This window comes from Paenibacillus sp. FSL W8-0186 (genome assembly GCF_037969765.1).
Taxonomy (GTDB): domain Bacteria; phylum Bacillota; class Bacilli; order Paenibacillales; family Paenibacillaceae; genus Fontibacillus; species Fontibacillus woosongensis.
This window is the reverse complement of record NZ_CP150207.1, coordinates 1,671,597-1,690,798: the sequence shown is the minus strand read 5'-3', so window position 1 is coordinate 1,690,798 and position 19,202 is coordinate 1,671,597. Positions and strand designations below refer to the sequence as shown.

Here is a 19,202-nt window from a genome sequence, read left to right as displayed (position 1 = left end):
ACAGCCTTTACCTATTGATCGGGAACTAAAATCCGCCCGTTAACGCCAGCCCCGCTACTGTTCCCAGCAGCACGAACATATCTGAAACTGCAAACAGCATTCGGCCCGTTTTTGGAATGTCCTCCGCCTCCAGCTCACGGGTCTTGTCCCCCATATACGCGCGAAAAGACACCACGCCATGATAGGAATTCTCCCCGCCCAGGCGAACGCCAAGCGCTCCGGCGACGGCTGATTCGGGGTACCCGCTGTTCGGGCTTGGATGAGAGGAAGCATCGCGCCGCACGATGGCTGCAGCCCCTTTGGCATTGAAGCGCAGCAGCCAGGCAGCGGCAATTAACAACAGGGCCGTAAGGCGCGCGGGAATATAATTCGCGATATCGTCAAGCCGGGCCGACGCCCAGCCGAGATCGATGTATTTCTCATTTTTGTAGCCGACCATCGAATCGAGGGTGTTGACGGCGCGGTAAGCCATCGCCAGCGGAGCCCCGCCCAGCAGCGCGAAGAAGAGCGGCGAGACGACAGCGTCGACGATATTCTCGGCGACCGTCTCCACCGCGCCGCGCGCCACTTCCGGCTCCGGGAGAAGTGCGGTGTCGCGCCCGACGATCATGCCGAGTGCGCGCCGCGCTGCCGGCATATCTCCGCGGCGCAAATGGCCGCACACCTCCATGCCGGCAGCCTGCAGCCCCTTGGCCGCGATGGTCGTGGCAATCAGCGCGGCTTCCGCCAGCGTGGCGAGCCACGGGCTGACCTGGGCCAGCAAGCGCAGCACGGCCCAGGTCAGGGCAAAGCTGCCGCCCGCAACAAGCAGCGGCAGCAGCAGCCCCGCGGCCCGGTAGGCGTGGGGCTGCACCAGGCGGCGAATGGCCGCCTCGATCGCGGCGATCGCCTTCCCCATCCCGACGACGGGATGGGGAAGCCAGCGCGGATCGCCAAGCAGCCGGTCAAGCGCATACGCGACCGGCAGCACCCACCACGCGGCCGTCACTTCGGCCCTCCGGCCGCAGCCAAAGATTCGCGAACCGCGTCGTACACCAGGCGGCCAATCGTGCCGCCCAGATCGGTCGCGGTTCCCGCGTAGGCGTGCAGCAGCGGCCATTCGGCCCGCTGGCTGACGCCCAGCATGACCGCGTCCGTCGTCGTGCCGGTTGCGGTCAGGCCGTTCTCGGCGTCGCGCACGCCGAGATCACTCAGCGCGGCCGCCTTGGCCTCCGTCGCCGTGATGACGGCGTTCACCATGGCCGCGGGGGTCATTCTGCCGTCGACGACGAGCATAATGTTGATCGTCCCCGGCGTCCACGAAGCGGGGAACGTCGCCCGCGGCACGCCAGCCCGGGCCGCGTTGGACACGCCCGCCGTCGCGCAGCACAGCACGCCGAAGTCGGCGCCCTGCTCCTCGGCGACCGCCGCATGCTTCAGCTGCACTGCCGTAAGCAGCCCGGCCGTTCCCTGCTCGGGATATCCCCATTCGCCTAGCAAATTCCGGATATCCCGCACCGGGTCTTCACAGTGATAGAACCGATCCACGTATATATTCACATAGCGCTGGAGCAAATGCATTCCGCCGCCGTATACCGCGCTGCCCAAGCTGTCCATTGGCTCTGGCGCTTCCAGCAAAATATGCCGCTCCTTCCGATACAGCTTCAGTCCCGGCCATATTTTCGAGTGGTAGACCGTTTGGTCAACTTGATCCGCTTCGCCCATTTGGCGGGTTTCATTCACTTCGGCGGGTTTCGCCTGACCGGCTAAGCCAGTACGATTAGCTTTATTCATTTCAATGGTCTCGCTAACTTCAACGGCCTCATAAATCCCATCGGCCTCACTAGCCTTACTAGCCTTACTAGCCTTACTAGCCTTGCCAGTGTCTCTGGCTCCGCCAGCCTTCACCGCTTGTTCCGCCTGCACATGCAAAAAAGGGGTTGTCATCCCTCTCCTCCTCCTATCACTTGCTCCATCTCCCGGATCAGCACAGCATTGGCCGCCCGATCCTTCACGGCGACGCGGATATGGCAGGCGTCAAGCCCCGGATACATCGCGCAGCTTCGCACGAGTACGCCGCGCTGGCCTAGCGCCTCCTGCATCGCTTCAGCCGTCCACGGCCCCGGAAGCCCTAGTAGTAAATAGTTGGCTTCTCCCGGCGTCACCTCACAGCCTAAGCGCTCAAGCTCACCACTAAGATGCTTTCGCTCCGCTGCAATCGCATGGATCGTCGCCGTTTCATATTCCTCTCCAGCCTGAAGGCTGATCTCTCCTGCCCGCAGCGCTAAAATATTAACACTCCACGTCACCTGCTTGCCTCTCATCGCCGCGGCCATATGCGGGTGGGCGATGCCGTAGCCGAGCCGCAGCCCCGGAATCGCATAGAACTTCGTCATCGACCGAACGATGATGATGTGCGGATACCGTTCCAGCTCAGGGAGCAGCGACTGGCGCCGCTCTGGAGGTATGAAGTCGATGAACGCCTCATCCAGCACGATGTAGGTCTCATGCCGTTCACCCGCCTCGGCAAACTGCCGTAATTGCTCCACATCATATTGCACCCCGTTCGGGTTGTTCGGCTGGCCGAGGAACACGAGGTCGCTGGCCGCGATCAGTTTCACGATTTGCCCGGGCTCGGCGCGATAGGCCCGCTCTGCGGTGCCGTAAACTGCCTGTACCTCCGCCCCGAACTGCCGGGACAGCGTTTCGTATTCCGAGAAGCAGGGCTGTACGACGCCGACTTTGCCTGGCGCCAGCGCCAATAAGATAAGAGCCATGATTTCCGCCGCGCCGTTGCCTACGCAAACGGCCTCCTGCCGAACCCCGTGGCGTTCAGCCAATAAGGCGAGCAGCGCCCGATGGCCCGGATCGGGGTACCGAATAATTTCAGGCAGCGCGGCCTGCAGCGCCTCCAGCATGCCCGGCGGCGGCCCGAGCGGGTTAATATTTGCGCTAAAGTCGGTGAATTGCTCCGGCTCAAAGCCGTATCGCAGTGCTGCCGACTCTACATCTCCTCCATGTCCGTACACTTCCAGCATATTGCCATTCCTCTTTTCCACAAAACCGTTTATGTATTTATGCATTTCTTTCGTCTTCACTGCTTCTCGCCCCAAGTTCGATGCCCTCATTATGAGGCGAATTCCTGTGCGCCGTCAATGACGACACCCCTTGCCACGGAATAAATGGAAAATGCCCGCACCCGCTTTTTCCCTTTGGTTTCAGCCTGAATTGGTTTACAATGTACGTTAGGATAATTCTAATTTGCAGGTTACAAATATAGATTTGGATGGAGGAAGAGTCATGCTGTTTATTGACAACCAGGGAATCACAGACGCCTCGGTCAATCTGGCCATCGAGGAGTACGCGCTGAAGCATCTTCCGCTCGAAGATGACAGTTATTTGCTGTTCTACATTAATGCGCCGTCGATTATCATCGGCAAGCATCAGAATACGATCGAGGAGATCAACCTCGATTACGTCAAAGAGAATAATATCCAGGTCGTTCGCCGTTTGTCCGGCGGCGGTGCGGTGTACCACGATCTGGGCAATTTGAATTTCAGCTTCATTACGAAAGATGACGGACAATCCTTCCACAACTTCCGCAAATTTACCCAGCCCGTCGTTGAAGCGCTGCAATCTCTCGGCGTTAATGCAGAGATGACGGGGCGCAATGATCTGCAGGTCGGCGAGCAAAAAATTTCCGGCAACGCCCAATTCTCCACCCGCGGCCGCATGTTCAGCCACGGCACGCTGATGTTCAACCTGAATCTGAGCGATGTCGCTGCTTCACTGCATGCAAACCCGGAGAAATTCAAATCCAAGAGCACCAAATCCGTGCGCAGCCGGGTAGCGAACATCATTGACTTCTTGGAGCAAAAAATGACGATCGAGGAATTCCGCGCCGAGCTGTTGCGGCATATTTTTGGCATGGATGCGGACAAGGTGCCGCAATATCGCCTGACCGAGGACGATTGGAGCAAGATTCACGAAATTTCCAAGGAACGTTATAAAAATTGGGATTGGAATTTCGGCTTATCTCCGGAGTCCAATGTGAAGCATTCCAAAAAATTCCCCATCGGCATCATCGATCTGCGCATGGACATTAAAGACGGACATATTCAGGAGATTAAAATTTACGGCGATTTCTTCGGGGTAGGCGATGTCGCTGATATCGAGGACAAGCTGCGCGGTGTGCGCCATGAGGAAGAAGCTGTTCGCCAGGCGCTCGCGGGCATCGACATTAAGCACTATTTTGGCAACCTCGAATTTGATGATTTCGTCGGCCTGGTCTTTCTGAAAGAGTAGCCGATCGTGATAAAAATAAACATGCCGCGTTCCCGCATCGCCGACTTGAGCCTGCTCTTCGTCGCCTTGATGTGGGGCTGCACTTTTCTGATCGTGCAAAATGCGGTGCAGGCACTCCCGCCGCTCGCCTTCAATGCGATTCGGTTCATCGGAGCCTCCCTGCTGCTGGCGATCATTACGACGCTGTTCTACCGGAACGACTGGCGCCGGTTCAATATGCGCTTGCTGGGCCATGGCGTGCTGCTGGGATTGTTTTTATGCGCGGGCTACGGTTTTCAGACGGTCGGTCTGCTCTATACGACAACCTCGAATGCCGGGTTCATTACCGGCTTGTCGGTGGTGCTTGTACCGTTCCTGTCGGTAGTTCTTTTTCGGCACAAACTGTCCGTGTTCACCTGGATTAGCGCCATACTGGCTGCCGCCGGACTGTACCTGCTAACGTTCACGAACGGCAGCTTCTCACTGAATCGCGGAGACGTCCTGATTCTGTTCTGCGCCTTTGCCTTTGCGCTGCATATCGGCTTTACCGGGCTCTATGCCCCGCGTTATCCGGCGCTGCCGCTGGCAACGGTCCAGCTTGGCGTGACCGGGCTGTTCAGTCTGGCCGCTTCCCTCATGACCGAGCATGTCGGAACATTAGCGCAAACGACGGAACTGCTGCTGCGGCCTGAAGTACTGCTGGCGCTGCTTGTTTCTATCGGCCCGACCAGCGCCTTTGCCTTTTGGATTCAGACTGTCTGTCAAAATTACACGAGCCCGGTGCGGGTTGCTGTTATTTTCGCGATGGAACCGGTATTTGCAGCGATTACGGGCGTGCTGTTCGCCGGCGAACAGCTTGGCTGGTCTGCCCTTCTGGGCTGCGGCTTTATTTTTACCGGAATGATCCTGGCCGAATTAAAAGCAGGGCACAGCCCGAATCAGGGGAGCAAAAGCGCCTGCATTGCGAAGTCTGAGGACAATAAGGAGGGCGGCAAGAAGGAGAGCATCCCTTCCCCGTTGCCTACCAAGAGTGCTACTTAGCGTTTGTTGCTATTATAGCTTCAATCATGACTAGAAGAGGAGATATCCAGACGATGTATAAGCTTATTGCAATTGATATTGATGATACTTTAATTAACGATGACAAAGAGGTCACCCCAGCCACGCAAAGAGCATTGGAAGAAGCGATTGCCGCCGGTGTCGTCGTTACCCTCGCGACCGGCAGAGCCTATTCCTCAGCTCAAGCCATCGCCCGCCAGACTGGCCTCAACGTGCCGATCATTACGTATCAAGGCGCCTATGTCAAAAATCTGCTCGACGAGAAGGTGCTCTATGAGCGCTATCTCCCTTTGGACGCGGCCAGCAAGCTTTTTGACTATTGCGTAGAGCACAATTTGCATCTGCAAACGTATATCGATGACAAGCTCTATGCGAGAGAGGAAAATCAGAAGCTGATCGACTATACGTCCCTCAACAACACGGAGTATTTTATCGAACCGGATTTTGCCAAGCTCGTGGCGCTGCCTACGCCAAAAATGCTTATTATCGATGAGCCGGATTACTTGGATGAAGTTGCCCCTGTGCTCAGGGAGCTGCTTGGTCCTTCGGTGCATATTACCAAGTCCAAGCCGAACTTCCTGGAGTTTATGCACAAAGAGGGGACAAAAGGCCATGCGCTGAAATTTATCGCCAACCATTTCGGCTGCGGACTGGATGAGACGATCGCGATCGGGGACTCCTGGAATGACCATGAAATGCTGGAGGCCGCTGGACTCGGCGTCGCCATGGGCAACGCCATCCCCGCGCTGAAACAAATCGCCGATTACGTTACCCTGAGCAATAACGAGGATGGGGTCAAGCACGCGATCGATAAGTTTATTTTCAATCGTGAAGCATAAAGCTTGCCGGGATACATTCATAGATAAGCGGTACAGTAAAGAACCTCGCATGGATAGGAATGCGAGGTTCTTATTTGTTGGATCTGATTTTTGAATCTGAATTATTGAACCTGGATTTAAGCTAGGGACGGATCAATGTGGAGGCAATAAAGCAATAATACTGCAAAGCTGCAGAGTTCTGTTGGATTTTAACTTACGTTTGAAGTAGATGCTGCAACATTACCTTAATATGGAGTTTTCCCTTCGTTTTCGAAAGCAAACACCGATTATTTAAAAGCGGAATGTATTTTATACATCTAGTTAAGCCATTTTATCGAAAATTACAGGCACTAAATGTAAAACATGCAGTTAGTTAACCTGAATAGAGCGAATTCGCCGAAATAGCTTAAAACTAAATGCAGGTATTGCAGTTAGTTCCCTCTAACACGCCCAAATCGGACGAACTAACTGCATGAAATACATCTAGTTACCTAATCTTGACCAGTCTTAACCATCTAGGAACAATCATAAATCAGTAGTTTCATTTTTGGAGAGAAAGACTTCTGTTCAATTAAGGGGCCGAGTTAGAGGCCGAGACCTTTTCGCATCAATACGCCTATTTAAGTCTCTATACGAGAAAATTCCTGTACTTTGGCATAAGATCAACCTATCCCTTGCAGCTCCCAGTACGCGGTGCCTGGCATCTCATGACGGTTGCATTCTCTTAGTTACAACCATGCGAGCTTCATGATTTATTTGGGCTGGATGCTACCCTAATTCAACCAGCTGGCCCGCATAAGCCAGCTCCACGCCCTCGGGCAGCGCATAGTCTCGTCGCAGGTCGATATCGTGGGACATATGGGTAAATAGCGCACGCTTCGGCTGTACTTCCTGAAGCAGCACCAGCGCCTCTTTGATGTCATATACAGAGCGGGTCGAGAACTCTGCCTTCTCCTCATAGAAGCTCGTTCCTAAAATGAGTAAATCCAATCCGCGAAGCGGCTCTTTCTGTTCCTCGGATAGCGCGATCGCATCGGAGCAATAGACCCAGACGTATCCCTGCTTGGAAAGGCGATAGGCGTAGGAGTAGCCGTTTTTGCCGTGGAATACCTTCCAGCCCTCGATATGCCACCCAGCCAAATCAAAGCCTTGATCAATCGCATGCATATCCAGTTGTGCCGCCAGCCAAGGATATTGGCGCACAATCATGTTTATTACTTCCTGCGGCGCATACAGCTGTCCCCGCCGGTTCAGCCAGCGACAGGAATCTGCCCATTCCGGCAGCCCGCCGATATGATCGAAGTGAGCATGCGTCACCACAATATGCTCTATAAAACGCAGGCCCTTCCGCTCCATCGCCTTACGCCAATCCGGTCCGCAATCAATAAGAAATGACCCCTCCCTGCCTTCCAGCAGCACGGACGAGCGGTACCGCCGATTGATGCCCTGCTGTCTCGCTTCATCGCATATTTCGCAATCGCAATATACCCTGGGTACGCCCATCGCGTCTCCCGTTCCCCAAAACATTAATCGATCTCCTGCCGCCTCGGTCAAGCAACCGGCTTGTTGTTCATTCCATTGTTCCTTCCGTTGTTCATCCTGTTGTTCATTCCATTGTTCCTTCCGTTGTTCATCCTGTTGTTCATTCCGTTGTTCATCCTGTTGTTTATCCTGCTGCTCTCTCAATCGTCTATTCAGTCTCTCATTCAATCGTACATCTCGTCGTTCATTGAATTGGTCATCCATTAGCTCATCCAATGTACCCGCCGTCCGCCCGGCCTTCTCGCCGTCTGCTCCTTTTCTCACTTCTCTAATCACCCCGTTGACAACAATGTTTTGGATAGATTGTCTATTGATATTGACTCTGTGCAATTCTGTTTAATCCGTTTGAACACATATGACATCATTTTAACACAGTCTAGCGGCTATATCCTTAGCCCTCGGTCATCCTCCTATGTGCCGCAAGTACGAACCCGCCGCCCGACAATACCAGGCAAAAGCCCCTTCATACATTCGCTGTACAGTTTCCCGTCTCCAGCAAAAAACAACCGTCCTTATCAATTCAAGGACGGTTGTTGAAGTAACTAATATGATAATTACCATTTAAATCATTACGCTCAGTGGATCGCCTTTCAGCGGATTCTCCACAATCCAGCTCTTCTCGTCATTAAACAGATAGGCCCGGTGCACCAGCACTCTTACCTCCTGTCCGGCATGAAGCGTCTCTTTTTCCAGCGACCGGAACGTCGTTAATTTATGTCCGCCAACCTCAACCTCCACGAGCCATTCGCTCCCCCGGAAGTGCAAATGCTTGACGACTCCCGGTGCGGTTGCGGACTTCAAGATGAACTCCTGCTCCGTTCCCACCTCAATGTATTCCGGACGAACAAATGCCCGTATACCTTGGCCTTCCGCTGCCTCCTCAAAGCCCTTCAACTCGGAGGCTCTCTCCACGAGCGTGGACTGCCCGATAAACGACGCAACAAACGGCGTAATCGGCTCTTTATAAATATCCCAAGGCGTTCCCTTCTGTTCCAGGCGGCCCTGGTTGATAATCATAATTTCATCCGCAACCTCAATGGCCTCATCCTGGTCATGCGTGACGAAAATAGAAGTAATCCCAACACGCTCGATCAGCTCGCGGAGCCAGGAACGAAGCTCCTGTCGTATCTTGGCATCAATCGCGGCAAAAGGCTCATCCAGCAGGAGCAGCTGCGGCTCTGGAGCCAAAGCACGGGCAAAGGCGACCCGCTGACGCTGCCCGCCGGACAGCTGATGCGGATAACGCTGCTCAAACCCTTTCAGGCCGGTGAGCTCCACAAGTTCCATGACCCGCTCCTTAATCGCAGCCTTAGGAACCTTCTTTACCTGCAGGCCGAATGCGATATTGTCAAAGACCGTCATATGCTTGAACAAGGCATAGCTCTGAAAGACGAAGCCAATCCCGCGCTCTTGCGGAGCTAGGTTGTTAACCTGTTGTCCATGGAACAAAATTTCCCCGGAATCAGGCTGTTCCAAGCCTGCCAACATACGCAAAATGGAAGTTTTTCCTCCACCGCTCGGTCCGAGCAGACCGATCAGCTGTCCTTTCTCGATTCCAAAGCTGACGTCTTTGACGGCATGAAAATTGCCAAAATGTTTATCCAAGTTTTTTACTTCCACATGCATTCGGAGGCCACATCCTTTCGATTAAATCCTTTACTCGACTCACTTTATATATTATTCTTATGAACTTACTCGGCATTATATCTAAAACAAAAGCACCCATGGATTGGTGCATACGAATTTTCTAGCTGTGATCTTACAAAATACTTTACCAAACCCTGCCTTTACCGTCAATCCATTACGTTTCAATAATTTCGTAACATTTGTTATAGGGAAAATGGGCAATCTCCCACCGTCAAAGGGGTTTAGGCATGTACCAACAAATGGAATGATTAACGTTAATCATTTTTTCGATGAAAACGTTGACATTTCGTCAGGTTATCTTTTATGATTATTTCGAGAGCAGGGATGTGAAAGGTGATGAACATGTCAAAAGAGTCTTACAACAAAGTAACAGTGAAAACGCTAGCGGAAAAACTCGGTTTATCAGTAGCTACGATCGATCGGGCATTGAACCAGAGGGGGAATGTTAAGAAGGCCACCTATGACAGAATCATGCAAGCTGTCGAGGAGCTCAACTATTCACCAAACAAGTCAGCAAGCTACTTATCCAGGAATAGAATGATTTCCATAGCCGTCATATTCCAAACATATCCCGTTTATTTCTGGGAGCAAATCGAAATCGGCGTAAAGAACGCGCTCGATGAGCTGTCTCATTTCGGCCTTCAAGTGGACATCATCCGTACAATGAATACCAACATTGAAGAGCAGATCGAAAAGATCAACGAAGTTGTGGACAGCGGTAAATACGATGGTATCGCTATTTCCTCCGACGGTTCCTTCGAAATCGCGGAGCTGATTGACAGAGCTGTTAACAGAGGTATTGCCACCTGCACATTCAACACTGACTCTCCAATTAGTAAGCGCTTATTTTACGTTGGCTGCGATTATCGGGACGCAGGTAAATTAGCTGCGGAATTGCTGTGCAAATTTATCGGCCGCAAAGGGAAAACAGCCTTCATCCTAGAGACAGAGAACATGTTTCAGTTCCAGCAAAAGATCCTGGGCTTTCGCGAGGTCATCGGCCATTACGACAATGTGCAAATGATCGGCCCTCTCAAGCTGGACCGGAATAATATCGAGGTCTCGATGGAACACTTAATGAAAGACCAGCTTTCGGAGGTGGACGGCATTTATTTGGCTACTGGCCAGCTTGCCGCCATGGCCCAATATATCGAAAAATGGGGTCTAGACGTAGCCCTCATCGGTCATGACATGACCCCGGAAGTACATGATTATTTGCAGAAGGACATCATTACGGCAACGATTTGCCAGGATCCGCATAATCAAGGCTATACAGCCGTCAAACTGTTGTTCGATCATTTGACTCGTCCAACCGATTTCATTCCATCTCTTAACTTAAGCAAGCTTGAAGTCGCCCTGCGCGAAAATGCCAATTTCTTTTTGTAATTTTTTGATATTCCCGTTCTTGCATTACTTTTGCGCTAAAATGATTAACGTACATCATTTCTAAAACATTCCAATCATATTTCAACTCATTTAAAAACCAAAGGGGCTCGTAAATATGAAAAAAAAGGCATCGCTTACCCTCATTGCTATGATGATCTTCTCGATTATGCTTACCGCATGCGGGGGGAATCAAACAAACGCCGACAAGAACAGCTCTAGTGATGGCGGAGCCAAAAAACAAGTTACATTCTGGTATTATTTCGGCGGAAATGAAGAAACTGCGATTAAGGACGCTATTCAAAAATACAACAGCTCGCAGGATCAATATCAGGTTATTGGGCAATATGTGCCATTTGGCGACATGAAGAAAAGACTGTCCGTAGGCCTCATGGGCGAAGAATTACCGGATATCGTAACCATCGATAATCCTGACCACGCTTCCTTCGCTGCTGCCGGAATATTCGAAGACCTTACCGACCGCGTCAATGAATGGGGTCAGGGAAGCCAATACCTTGACGGCCCTTTCGAGTCCGCTAAATATGAAGGCAAGCTATATGGCCTTCCGTTTACGAGCAACACGCTCGCCCTCTACTATAACACCGATATGTTCAAAGAAGCCGGAATCGCCGAGCCGCCTAAAACTTGGGACGAGCTTCGCGAAACCGCTAAAAAATTGACGACTGGCGATCGTTACGGGCTTGGATTTGCTGCCGTTAAATCCGAGGAAGGTGCATTTGACTTCCTTCCATGGCTGCTGTCCACCGGTGCAAACTACGACAGCATCGACTCTCCCGAAGCTGCCCGTGCATTCACTTTCTTAACAGATCTCATCAAAGACGGCTCTGTCAGCAAAGAAGTCATTAATCTATCCAATAGCGACACTCTAAAGCAGTTCTCTTCAGGCAAACTAGCGATGATGATCAATGGCCCTTGGAATATTGCCGGCGTAAAAACTGATGCTCCTAACATGAATTTTGCCATTGCCAAGCTGCCGATCGACAAACAAGAGGCCTCCGTACTTGGCGGCGAGAATATCGGAATTATTAAAGGCAACAACGTAGATGGCGCCTGGGATTTCTTGAAATGGATGTCCGAAGCGGATAATCTCGAAGCTTTCCTTGTGCAAACCGGCTATTTCTCGCCTCGTGAAGACGTGGCCGAGAAGTCCGATCATTGGAAGAGCGACAAATATCTGAGCGGATTCCTGGAACAAATGCAGTCCGCGCAGCCACGCGGTCCGCATCCGAAATGGCCGGAAATTTCCTCCGTCATCCAGGAGGCATATCAAAAATCGTTCTCCATGGCGATGGACCCAGCCGATGCAGCTGCAGAAGCCGGACAAAAAATCAATAGCATTATTAATCCGTAGTACTAGAAGGCAATAAAGACTCCATGCTCCTTCCCCTTCGTCTTAAATCTAGGCTGCTGGGGAAGGACAATCCCTTGAAAGGGGCAGTTCTTGTGGAAATAAACAAAAGAAATCTGCTGATCAGTCTGGCATATGTCGTTCCAGCGCTTATTTTCATGCTTGTGTTAATCGGCTATCCGCTTTTCTACAACATCAAAATCAGCTTTCAGCATTTGGATCTGATGACGCTGAACAACCCGGATGTCGCGTTTGCGGGCCTTGAAAACTACCGTAAAGTGATCGGCTTGGATTCATTTCATATCGCGTTTAAAAATACTTTTTTCTTCACGTTTTGGAGCATTTTCCTGCAATTTACGATCGGTTTTGCACTCGCCTTGTTCTTTAATATGAAATTCCGATTGGCTGGATTTTTAAGAGGTTTGACGCTCGTATCCTATCTAGTTCCGATCGTCATTACATCCCTCTTGTTCAAATTCATGTTCAACCAAAGTGTCGGGATCATTAACTACATCCTGCTCTCGTTCGGGTTCGTGGATCAGCCGATCGAATGGCTGACGCATCCAGAGCTTGCAATGTGGAGCGTCATTATCGCCAACGTATGGGTGGGAGCGCCATTTAACATGATGCTGCTGTCTACCGGGCTATCTTCGCTTCCCGACGATATTTATGAAGCGGCGTCGATCGACGGAGCGAATAAATTCAAGCAATTCGTCTACATGACTCTACCGATGCTTCGTCCGGTCATTATGATCGTCATTATGATGGGCTTCATCTTTACATTTAAAGTGTTCGATCTGATCTTTGTCATGACCGCCGGCGGACCGGTAAATGCAACCGAAGTACTGTCGACCTTGGCATACAAGCTGTCCTTTGACCAATTCAATTTCTCTCAGGGCGCAGCGGCCTCCAACATTCTCTTCTTCATTCTCTTCATAGTCAGTCTGATTTACTTGCGCATGGTTCGCAGCGATGAGGTGATGTAAAATGCCAAGATCAAAAGAACTTTTGTTAAATATAGTTGGAATTGTCATTGTAGGCGCAATCCTCTTCCCAATCTATTGGATGGTCGTCAGCTCGTTCAAAGTACAGGGCGAAATTTTCCAGATGCCGCCGACACTTTTTCCCAATGAATGGTATGTGGAGGGCTACACCTCGCAGCTTGGCGGCGCTCTCGGAAGAAGCTTTATTAACAGTCTAATCGTTGCTCTAAGCTCGATGGCTATCGTCGTTATACTGGCCATCCCTGCTTCCTACGGATTGGCTAGATACCCGGTTCCCGGCAAAAAGTGGATGATCCTATTCTTCCTTGTCACGCAAATGCTGCCGGTAACCGTCGTTCTTACGCCAATGTTCATTTTATTCAAGAAGCTGGCTCTGCTCAATAGCTTGGCAGCGCCTATTCTCGCAACGGCAACGTTAGGGATCCCTTTCTCGGTGCTCATACTTAGAACCTACTTCCTGAATGCACCGAAGGAGCTGGAGGATGCGGCGATGATCGATGGCTGCAACCGGTTCACCGCATTCCTGAGAATCATGATTCCGATCTCTTATCCAGGAATTATTGTATCGGCAACGTTCTCGTTCCTTTTCGCCTGGGGAGATCTGATTTACAGCATGACCTTTATTAGTAATTCCGATATGTGGCCATTAACGGCAGGAGTCTACAATTCTATGGGCAAATACGGCATTCAGTGGAACAATCTGCTGTCCTTTGCTACCATAACTGTCCTTCCCGTACTTGCCATGTTCATTCTGTTGCAGCGTTACATCATTAGCGGGCTTACTAGCGGAGCGGTAAAATAATATAGATATAGGTGGGGAAATCCATGAAGCATTATCAAACTAGCAGACTTAATGAAGCAATCGACGTTAGCATTCCCTTTCATCAATCGGATACATTGAACTTTATGGGGGATCATGTCACAGACTTCGATCCGCAATCGAGAAGCGGCCGCATCAAATGGCTTCGCTCTACCCGCAAGCCGAGACTTGCGTTCAACCAATACGATTTCTTTATTGAACCAACCCAGTCGTGGGAGTTCCCCGTAGAATACCCGGAATCCCCTGAAATGCCTTTTGATATTTCTTTTGTTACACCAAGAACAGCGCGTATTCGGATACAAACTCGGAGAAAAGTTGCTAAAGAGCAGCCTTCTCTCATGATTTCAGGAGAAATCAGCGAGGATACAACGTGGACATCGGCAACAAAGACCGATAATGGCTATGTATGGGAGAGCCAATTTGGAAAGGTCGAGCTTGGCCTCCATCCTTTCCACCTGACTTTTAAAGACGCGAACGGTAAAGTGCTGACACAAACCTGGCATCATCAGGATACCTTCAGCTTGCAGAATATGTACCCTGTCCCATTCTCATTTGCCCGTTCGATTCAAGATATGTCCCATAAAATCGCAGCTACCTTCAGCCTCTCGCCAGGCGAGAAAATTTATGGCACCGGCGAGTCCTTTACCGGTCTCAACAAACGCGGACAGCGCATCGACCTGTGGACCCGCGATTCGCTAAGCGTGCAGACCGGCGATATGTATAAACCGATTCCATTTTTCCTGAGCAGCAGGCAATACGGGATGTTCATCCATTCCACTGCGCCAATCACGCTCGATATCGGCAAAGAGTACGATGCGGCCAATACGATTTATATGGATGATGACAGTATGGATCTCTTCTTCTTCTTCGGCGATCCGAAGGAAGTCCTAAGCGAATATACGGCATTGACCGGTAAAAGCCCGGTACCCCCACTATGGTCTTTTGGCCTGTGGATGAGCCGGATTACGTATGATTCGGAGGAACAGACCCGGGAAGTTGCGCAGAAGCTCCAGGAGCATCAGATTCCATGCGATGTTATTCACCTCGATACAGGATGGTTTGAAGAGGACTGGCGCTGTGATTACGAATTTTCCCATACCCGGTTCGACGATCCGCGGAAAATGATTGAAGACTTGCGCAAACAGGGACTTCGCGTCAGCCTATGGCAAATTCCGTATTTTACGCCGACGAACCGCTACTTCCAGGAGCTGATCGATAGGGGGCTTGTCGTCACCGATCCTGACGGAAACCTGCCTACCGAGGATGCGATTCTCGACTTCAGCAATCCGGAGACTGTAGCCTGGTACCAGGAAAAAATCGCCGAATTGCTCAAAATGGGCGTAAGCGCCATTAAAGCGGATTTCGGAGAAGGCGCGCCAATTTTTGGACGATTCCATTCTGGCCAAAGCGGCCGGTTAGAGCATAATTTGTACCCGCTCCGCTACAACAAAGCCGTTGCTGATGTGACCGAACGCGTTAATGGTGAACATATCATTTGGGCGCGCAGCGCCTGGGCCGGCAGCCAGCGCTATCCGATCCATTGGGGCGGCGATACGGAGAATACTGATTCCGCTATGCTGGCTTGCTTGAGAGCAGCGCTCTCGATCGGTTTGAGCGGCTTCACTTATTGGAGCCATGATATCGGCGGATTCGTGAAGGAGAGCCCGGAGGCGCTTTACCGCCGCTGGATGCCTTTTGGCATGCTGACCTCCCACAGCCGCTGCCACGGTGCTCCACCGAAGGAGCCTTGGGCTTACAGCGCTTCGTTTATGGACGATTTTCGTGCCGCTGCTGAAATGAAGTACAAGCTCATGCCATATATTTATACGCAAGCCTATTTAAGCTCTCAGGCTGGTCATCCGCTGCTCAGAGCGATGTTCCTGGAATTTCCGGAGGACCCGACCTGCTGGATGATCGAGGATCAATATTTCTTTGGCTCCGATATTCTCGTCGCGCCATTGTTCGAAGAGACAGACCGCCGCATCATCTACTTGCCGCAAGGGCAATGGGTCGATTACCAGACCGGGGCCGTCTATGAAGGGCAGCAATGGTTAACGATCCAAGCGGGCCAAATTCCGATCGTTATGCTAGTTCGCGCAGGCGCTTCGATCCCGCATGTGGAGGCCGCACTGACGACAGATCATATCGATTGGGACAAAGTAAGCATAACTGCATACACCAGTGAAGGAATTACAGAAGGCCAAGGCAAATTCTATCATCCGCTGCACCAGAAATGGGTGGAAGTGAACTAATAATATGTTCATATAAAACAATAAAGAAGTAGGGTATCCTCATACCTTACTTCTTTATTTATTGTTTATGCATGTTAAAGATGATGACTCCTTCGGAAGCATGTCACGAACCAATCCATGATAGCGATTTAATAGTGAATTAACAAATTGGAAGTTTATTACGTTATTAAAGTAACGTAATAAAGGAGTACAGCTATGACAATGTAAATGATTAAAGCGTAACCTGAAAACAAAAACGTCCTATGACGTCAATCGGTAATTGCTCTGGCTGAGCATTTTGACATGAGCAATGGCAGCAGGCCTAATTTCTTCGAACGTCAACCGATCTTGAATATAGAACGATATGAACCCATGGATTCCCAAAAACATACTAAGCGGAAATGCTTGATTGTTTTCCATCGGATGTCTCTCTTCCTTCAGAAACTTTCTGACGATCGATTCGAATATATCGAAACACTTTGCCTGCTCGCTGCGACAATAGGCCAATATTTCTTCATCCCGAAGCATGAACATAATTTCATATTGATGCGGATGCTCCAGGCCGAACTTAATGAACTCCAGCATCAACTGTTCAATTTTGGTCAGCCCTTCGACCGGCGGTGATTTCGGGACATGGCTGCACAGCTGGATCAGATGGTTAAAATCCTGCACCACGATGGCGTAAAACAGCTCCGCCTTCTCTTTAAAATGGTAATAAAGAGAGCCGTGACTATAGCCTAAATGCTGCCCGATGCTTCTCATCGATATCCCCCGGTATCCTTTGGTGATAAACAAATGCCTGGCCGCATCCATTATTCTTTCCCTCGACAATTCCTGCTCTACTGCTCTTCTTGCCATAGGCGTTATTCCCCTTCAATAAAGTAAACCCGGTTACCTTCCTTCAATACGACCTGTCCTTGTGTCAAATCGACCAGCCAAGCCTTAAAAGCTTCAGCTTCGCTCTCCAGCGGCAGACATAACAATGTAACGTTATCCGCAAAAGCAGTCTCTCCCGTCCGGATTTCCCGGTTTCTCAGCTCATTCTCGACCTTGCCCAGCCAGGTATAATCAAGCTCGGCAAATACTTCGCGATGAAGCACACGGGTAATGACCTCTCCTGCCTCGGTTGCCGCAACCGCACCATCGGTGTAAGCCCGGATCAAACCGCCTGCCCCAAGCATGATGCCGCCGAAATATCTTGTTACGACGATCGCTACATTTTTGAGACCCTGCTGCTTAATCACTTCCAGAATCGGTTTGCCCGCCGTCCCGCTCGGCTCTCCGTCATCCGACTGCTTCTGGATTTCGTCCCGTTCCCCAATCATGTAGGCGGAACAGTTGTGGGTGGCATTCCAGTGCTTCTTCTTAATTTCTTCAATAAACGCAATCGCTTCGGCTTCGCTTTCTACCGGCTTGATCTGCCCGATAAAACGCGACTTCTTGATCACGATTTCCTTTTCTCCGGCTCTGCGAACCGTCTTATAACGCTCTAGCATAGTTGATCATCCTTATAGAATGTGCCAAGAAGCAGCTCAACCGGCATACTCCGGCGAACTGCTTCCCTGGCGCTAATATCTTCTGGTTGAAACGATGTTGTCCCTTGTCCTATTGAAAACTGCTTCAAAATGCTATTCGGACAATCTTGCTTCCAGTTCTGCTTTTTCTTTCTCAAAGCCCGGTTTGCCGAGCAATGCAAACATATTTTTCTTGTAGGCTTCAACACCCGGCTGGTCAAACGGATTTACTCCGAGCAAGTAGCCGCTGATGCCACAAGCTTTTTCAAAGAAATATACGAGATAGCCGAAAGAATACGGCGTCAAATCAGGTACGTTAACGATCAGGTTAGGCACTTGTCCGTCCGTATGAGCGAGCAGCGTACCTTGGAAAGCCTTCTTGTTCACGAAATCCAGCGTCTTGCCGGCAAGGAAGTTCAGTCCGTCCAGATCGGCAGGATCGGATTCAATCGTGATATGGCTAGGTACTTCGGTCACTTGGATTACCGTCTCGAAAATGTTCCGGTTCCCCTCTTGAATAAACTGTCCCATCGAGTGAAGGTCTGTACTGAAGTCTACCGATGCCGGGTAAATTCCTTTGTAGTCTTTGCCTTCGCTTTCGCCGAACAGCTGCTTCCACCATTCGGACACGTAGTGCAGGGATGGCTCGTAATTCACAAGAATTTCTGTTACTTTGCCTTTGCGGTACAGGGCGTTGCGCACTGCCGCATATTGATAGCTGGCGTTCTCGGCCAGGTTAGGGTTGCTGAATTCCTTGGCAGCCTCTGCAGCGCCTTGCATCATTTCCTCGATGTTGATGCCTGCCGCTGCGATTGGCAGAAGACCAACTGCCGTAAGTACGGAATAACGTCCGCCTACATCGTCCGGAATGACGAAGCTCTCGTAGCCCTCTTCCGTTGCCAGCTTCTTAAGAGCGCCTTTCTCACGGTCAGTAGTAGCGTAAATGCGCTTGCGCGCTTCTTCTTTACCGTATTTCTTCTCAAGGGCGGCGCGGAAAATGCGGAACGCGATCGCGGGTTCCGTCGTCGTGCCGGATTTGGAGATAACGTTAACCGAGAAATCCTTGCCTTCGATGAGGTCAAGCAAATGATTTACATAAGTGGAGCTGATATTGTTGCCGGCAAAATAAATTTCCGGAGTTTTGCGTTTGTCTTTCGGAAGCAAATTGTAGAAGGAGTGCGACAACGATTCAATCGCTGCACGCGCGCCAAGGTAGGAGCCGCCGATCCCGATGACAATCAGAACGTCGGAATCGCTTTGAATTTTGGCAGCAGCCTTCTGGATACGGCTAAATTCTTCCTTATCATACTCTGTCGGCAGATTGATCCAGCCGAGATAGTCCGAACCGGCCCCCGTGCCGTTATGTAACTGTTCATGAGCCAGACGCACCGACTCCGTCAAGTAATCTATCTCATGCTGACCTACGAACTGGAGAGCTTTGCTGTAATCAAAAGTGACTTTTTTAGACATGGTATTTCATTCCTCCGTCTACACAATATTGTTTCTATCTACTGCCCTATCCACAATTAAACTTACACCTAGGATACTGTAA

At 50.7% G+C, this 19,202-nt stretch carries 16 protein-coding genes; 8 read left to right on the top strand and 8 right to left on the bottom strand.

The features are described from left to right. Positions 1-25: 25 nt before the first annotated feature. Genes cbiB through cobD form a run of 3 tightly spaced genes read right to left on the bottom strand, consistent with a single transcriptional unit; the run spans position 26 to position 3,038 of the window. A complete protein-coding gene (gene cbiB / locus MKX50_RS07290; RefSeq protein WP_339158986.1) occupies positions 26-988 on the bottom strand; it encodes an adenosylcobinamide-phosphate synthase CbiB in 963 nt (320 codons plus the stop codon). Then, entirely contained in the window at positions 985-1,926 is a 942-nt protein-coding gene (locus MKX50_RS07285; RefSeq protein ID WP_339158984.1) for an adenosylcobinamide amidohydrolase, read from the bottom strand. Before MKX50_RS07285 ends, cbiB begins: the two co-directional genes overlap by 4 nt. Then, on the bottom strand, positions 1,923-3,038 hold the full coding sequence (gene cobD, locus MKX50_RS07280) for a threonine-phosphate decarboxylase CobD (protein ID WP_339158982.1): 1,116 nt from the start codon (positions 3,036-3,038) through the stop codon (positions 1,923-1,925). Before cobD ends, MKX50_RS07285 begins: the two co-directional genes overlap by 4 nt. A 241-nt stretch (positions 3,039-3,279) precedes the next feature. Between cobD and MKX50_RS07275 the strand changes: the two genes are divergently transcribed. Genes MKX50_RS07275 through MKX50_RS07265 form a run of 3 tightly spaced genes read left to right on the top strand, consistent with a single transcriptional unit; the run spans position 3,280 to position 6,161 of the window. Continuing rightward, entirely contained in the window at positions 3,280-4,284 is a 1,005-nt protein-coding gene (locus MKX50_RS07275; RefSeq protein WP_339158980.1) for a lipoate--protein ligase, read from the top strand. A 21-nt stretch (positions 4,285-4,305) separates the two neighbouring features. Further along, entirely contained in the window at positions 4,306-5,304 is a 999-nt protein-coding gene (locus tag MKX50_RS07270; protein WP_339160038.1) for a DMT family transporter, read from the top strand. Between the two features lie 53 nt (positions 5,305-5,357). Continuing rightward, positions 5,358-6,161, top strand: a complete 804-nt coding sequence (locus MKX50_RS07265; RefSeq protein WP_339158978.1) for a Cof-type HAD-IIB family hydrolase — start codon at positions 5,358-5,360, stop codon at positions 6,159-6,161. Between the two features lie 747 nt (positions 6,162-6,908). Here MKX50_RS07265 and MKX50_RS07260 read toward each other — a convergent pair. Then, a complete protein-coding gene (locus tag MKX50_RS07260) occupies positions 6,909-7,643 on the bottom strand; it encodes an MBL fold metallo-hydrolase (protein ID WP_339160036.1) in 735 nt (244 codons plus the stop codon). 600 nt (positions 7,644-8,243) lie between these two features. Beyond that, positions 8,244-9,308 carry an ABC transporter ATP-binding protein gene (locus MKX50_RS07255; RefSeq protein ID WP_213589153.1) on the bottom strand — a complete coding sequence of 355 codons (1,065 nt, stop codon included), beginning with the start codon at positions 9,306-9,308 and terminating at the stop codon, positions 8,244-8,246. Positions 9,309-9,665: 357 nt separating this feature from the next. Here MKX50_RS07255 and MKX50_RS07250 point away from each other — a divergent pair, with 357 nt between their 5' ends. The 5 genes from MKX50_RS07250 to MKX50_RS07230 all read left to right on the top strand — a co-directional run bounded on the left by MKX50_RS07250 (position 9,666) and on the right by MKX50_RS07230 (position 16,157). Then, positions 9,666-10,715, top strand: a complete 1,050-nt coding sequence (locus MKX50_RS07250) for a LacI family DNA-binding transcriptional regulator (RefSeq protein ID WP_213589154.1) — start codon at positions 9,666-9,668, stop codon at positions 10,713-10,715. Between the two features lie 115 nt (positions 10,716-10,830). Continuing rightward, positions 10,831-12,084 carry an ABC transporter substrate-binding protein gene (locus MKX50_RS07245; RefSeq protein ID WP_213589155.1) on the top strand — a complete coding sequence of 418 codons (1,254 nt, stop codon included), beginning with the start codon at positions 10,831-10,833 and terminating at the stop codon, positions 12,082-12,084. Between the two features lie 92 nt (positions 12,085-12,176). Next, positions 12,177-13,067, top strand: a complete 891-nt coding sequence (locus MKX50_RS07240) for a sugar ABC transporter permease (protein ID WP_213589156.1) — start codon at positions 12,177-12,179, stop codon at positions 13,065-13,067. A 22-nt stretch (positions 13,068-13,089) separates the two neighbouring features. Further along, entirely contained in the window at positions 13,090-13,887 is a 798-nt protein-coding gene (locus MKX50_RS07235; protein WP_339158974.1) for a carbohydrate ABC transporter permease, read from the top strand. A gap of 23 nt (positions 13,888-13,910) precedes the next feature. Next, positions 13,911-16,157, top strand: a complete 2,247-nt coding sequence (locus MKX50_RS07230) for a TIM-barrel domain-containing protein (RefSeq protein WP_339158971.1) — start codon at positions 13,911-13,913, stop codon at positions 16,155-16,157. A 240-nt stretch (positions 16,158-16,397) separates the two neighbouring features. Here MKX50_RS07230 and MKX50_RS07225 read toward each other — a convergent pair whose 3' ends face one another. From MKX50_RS07225 to MKX50_RS07215, 3 genes are all read right to left on the bottom strand, one after another. Continuing rightward, the gene (locus tag MKX50_RS07225; protein ID WP_213589159.1) at positions 16,398-16,994 is read right to left on the bottom strand and encodes a TetR/AcrR family transcriptional regulator; all 597 of its coding nucleotides are present in this window, start codon (positions 16,992-16,994) and stop codon (positions 16,398-16,400) included. Between the two features lie 5 nt (positions 16,995-16,999). Continuing rightward, positions 17,000-17,632, bottom strand: coding sequence for a YigZ family protein (locus MKX50_RS07220; protein ID WP_339158967.1), 633 nt, complete (start codon positions 17,630-17,632; stop codon positions 17,000-17,002). 132 nt (positions 17,633-17,764) lie between these two features. Beyond that, positions 17,765-19,120, bottom strand: coding sequence for a glucose-6-phosphate isomerase (locus tag MKX50_RS07215; protein WP_155609440.1), 1,356 nt, complete (start codon positions 19,118-19,120; stop codon positions 17,765-17,767). Positions 19,121-19,202 lie beyond the last annotated feature (82 nt).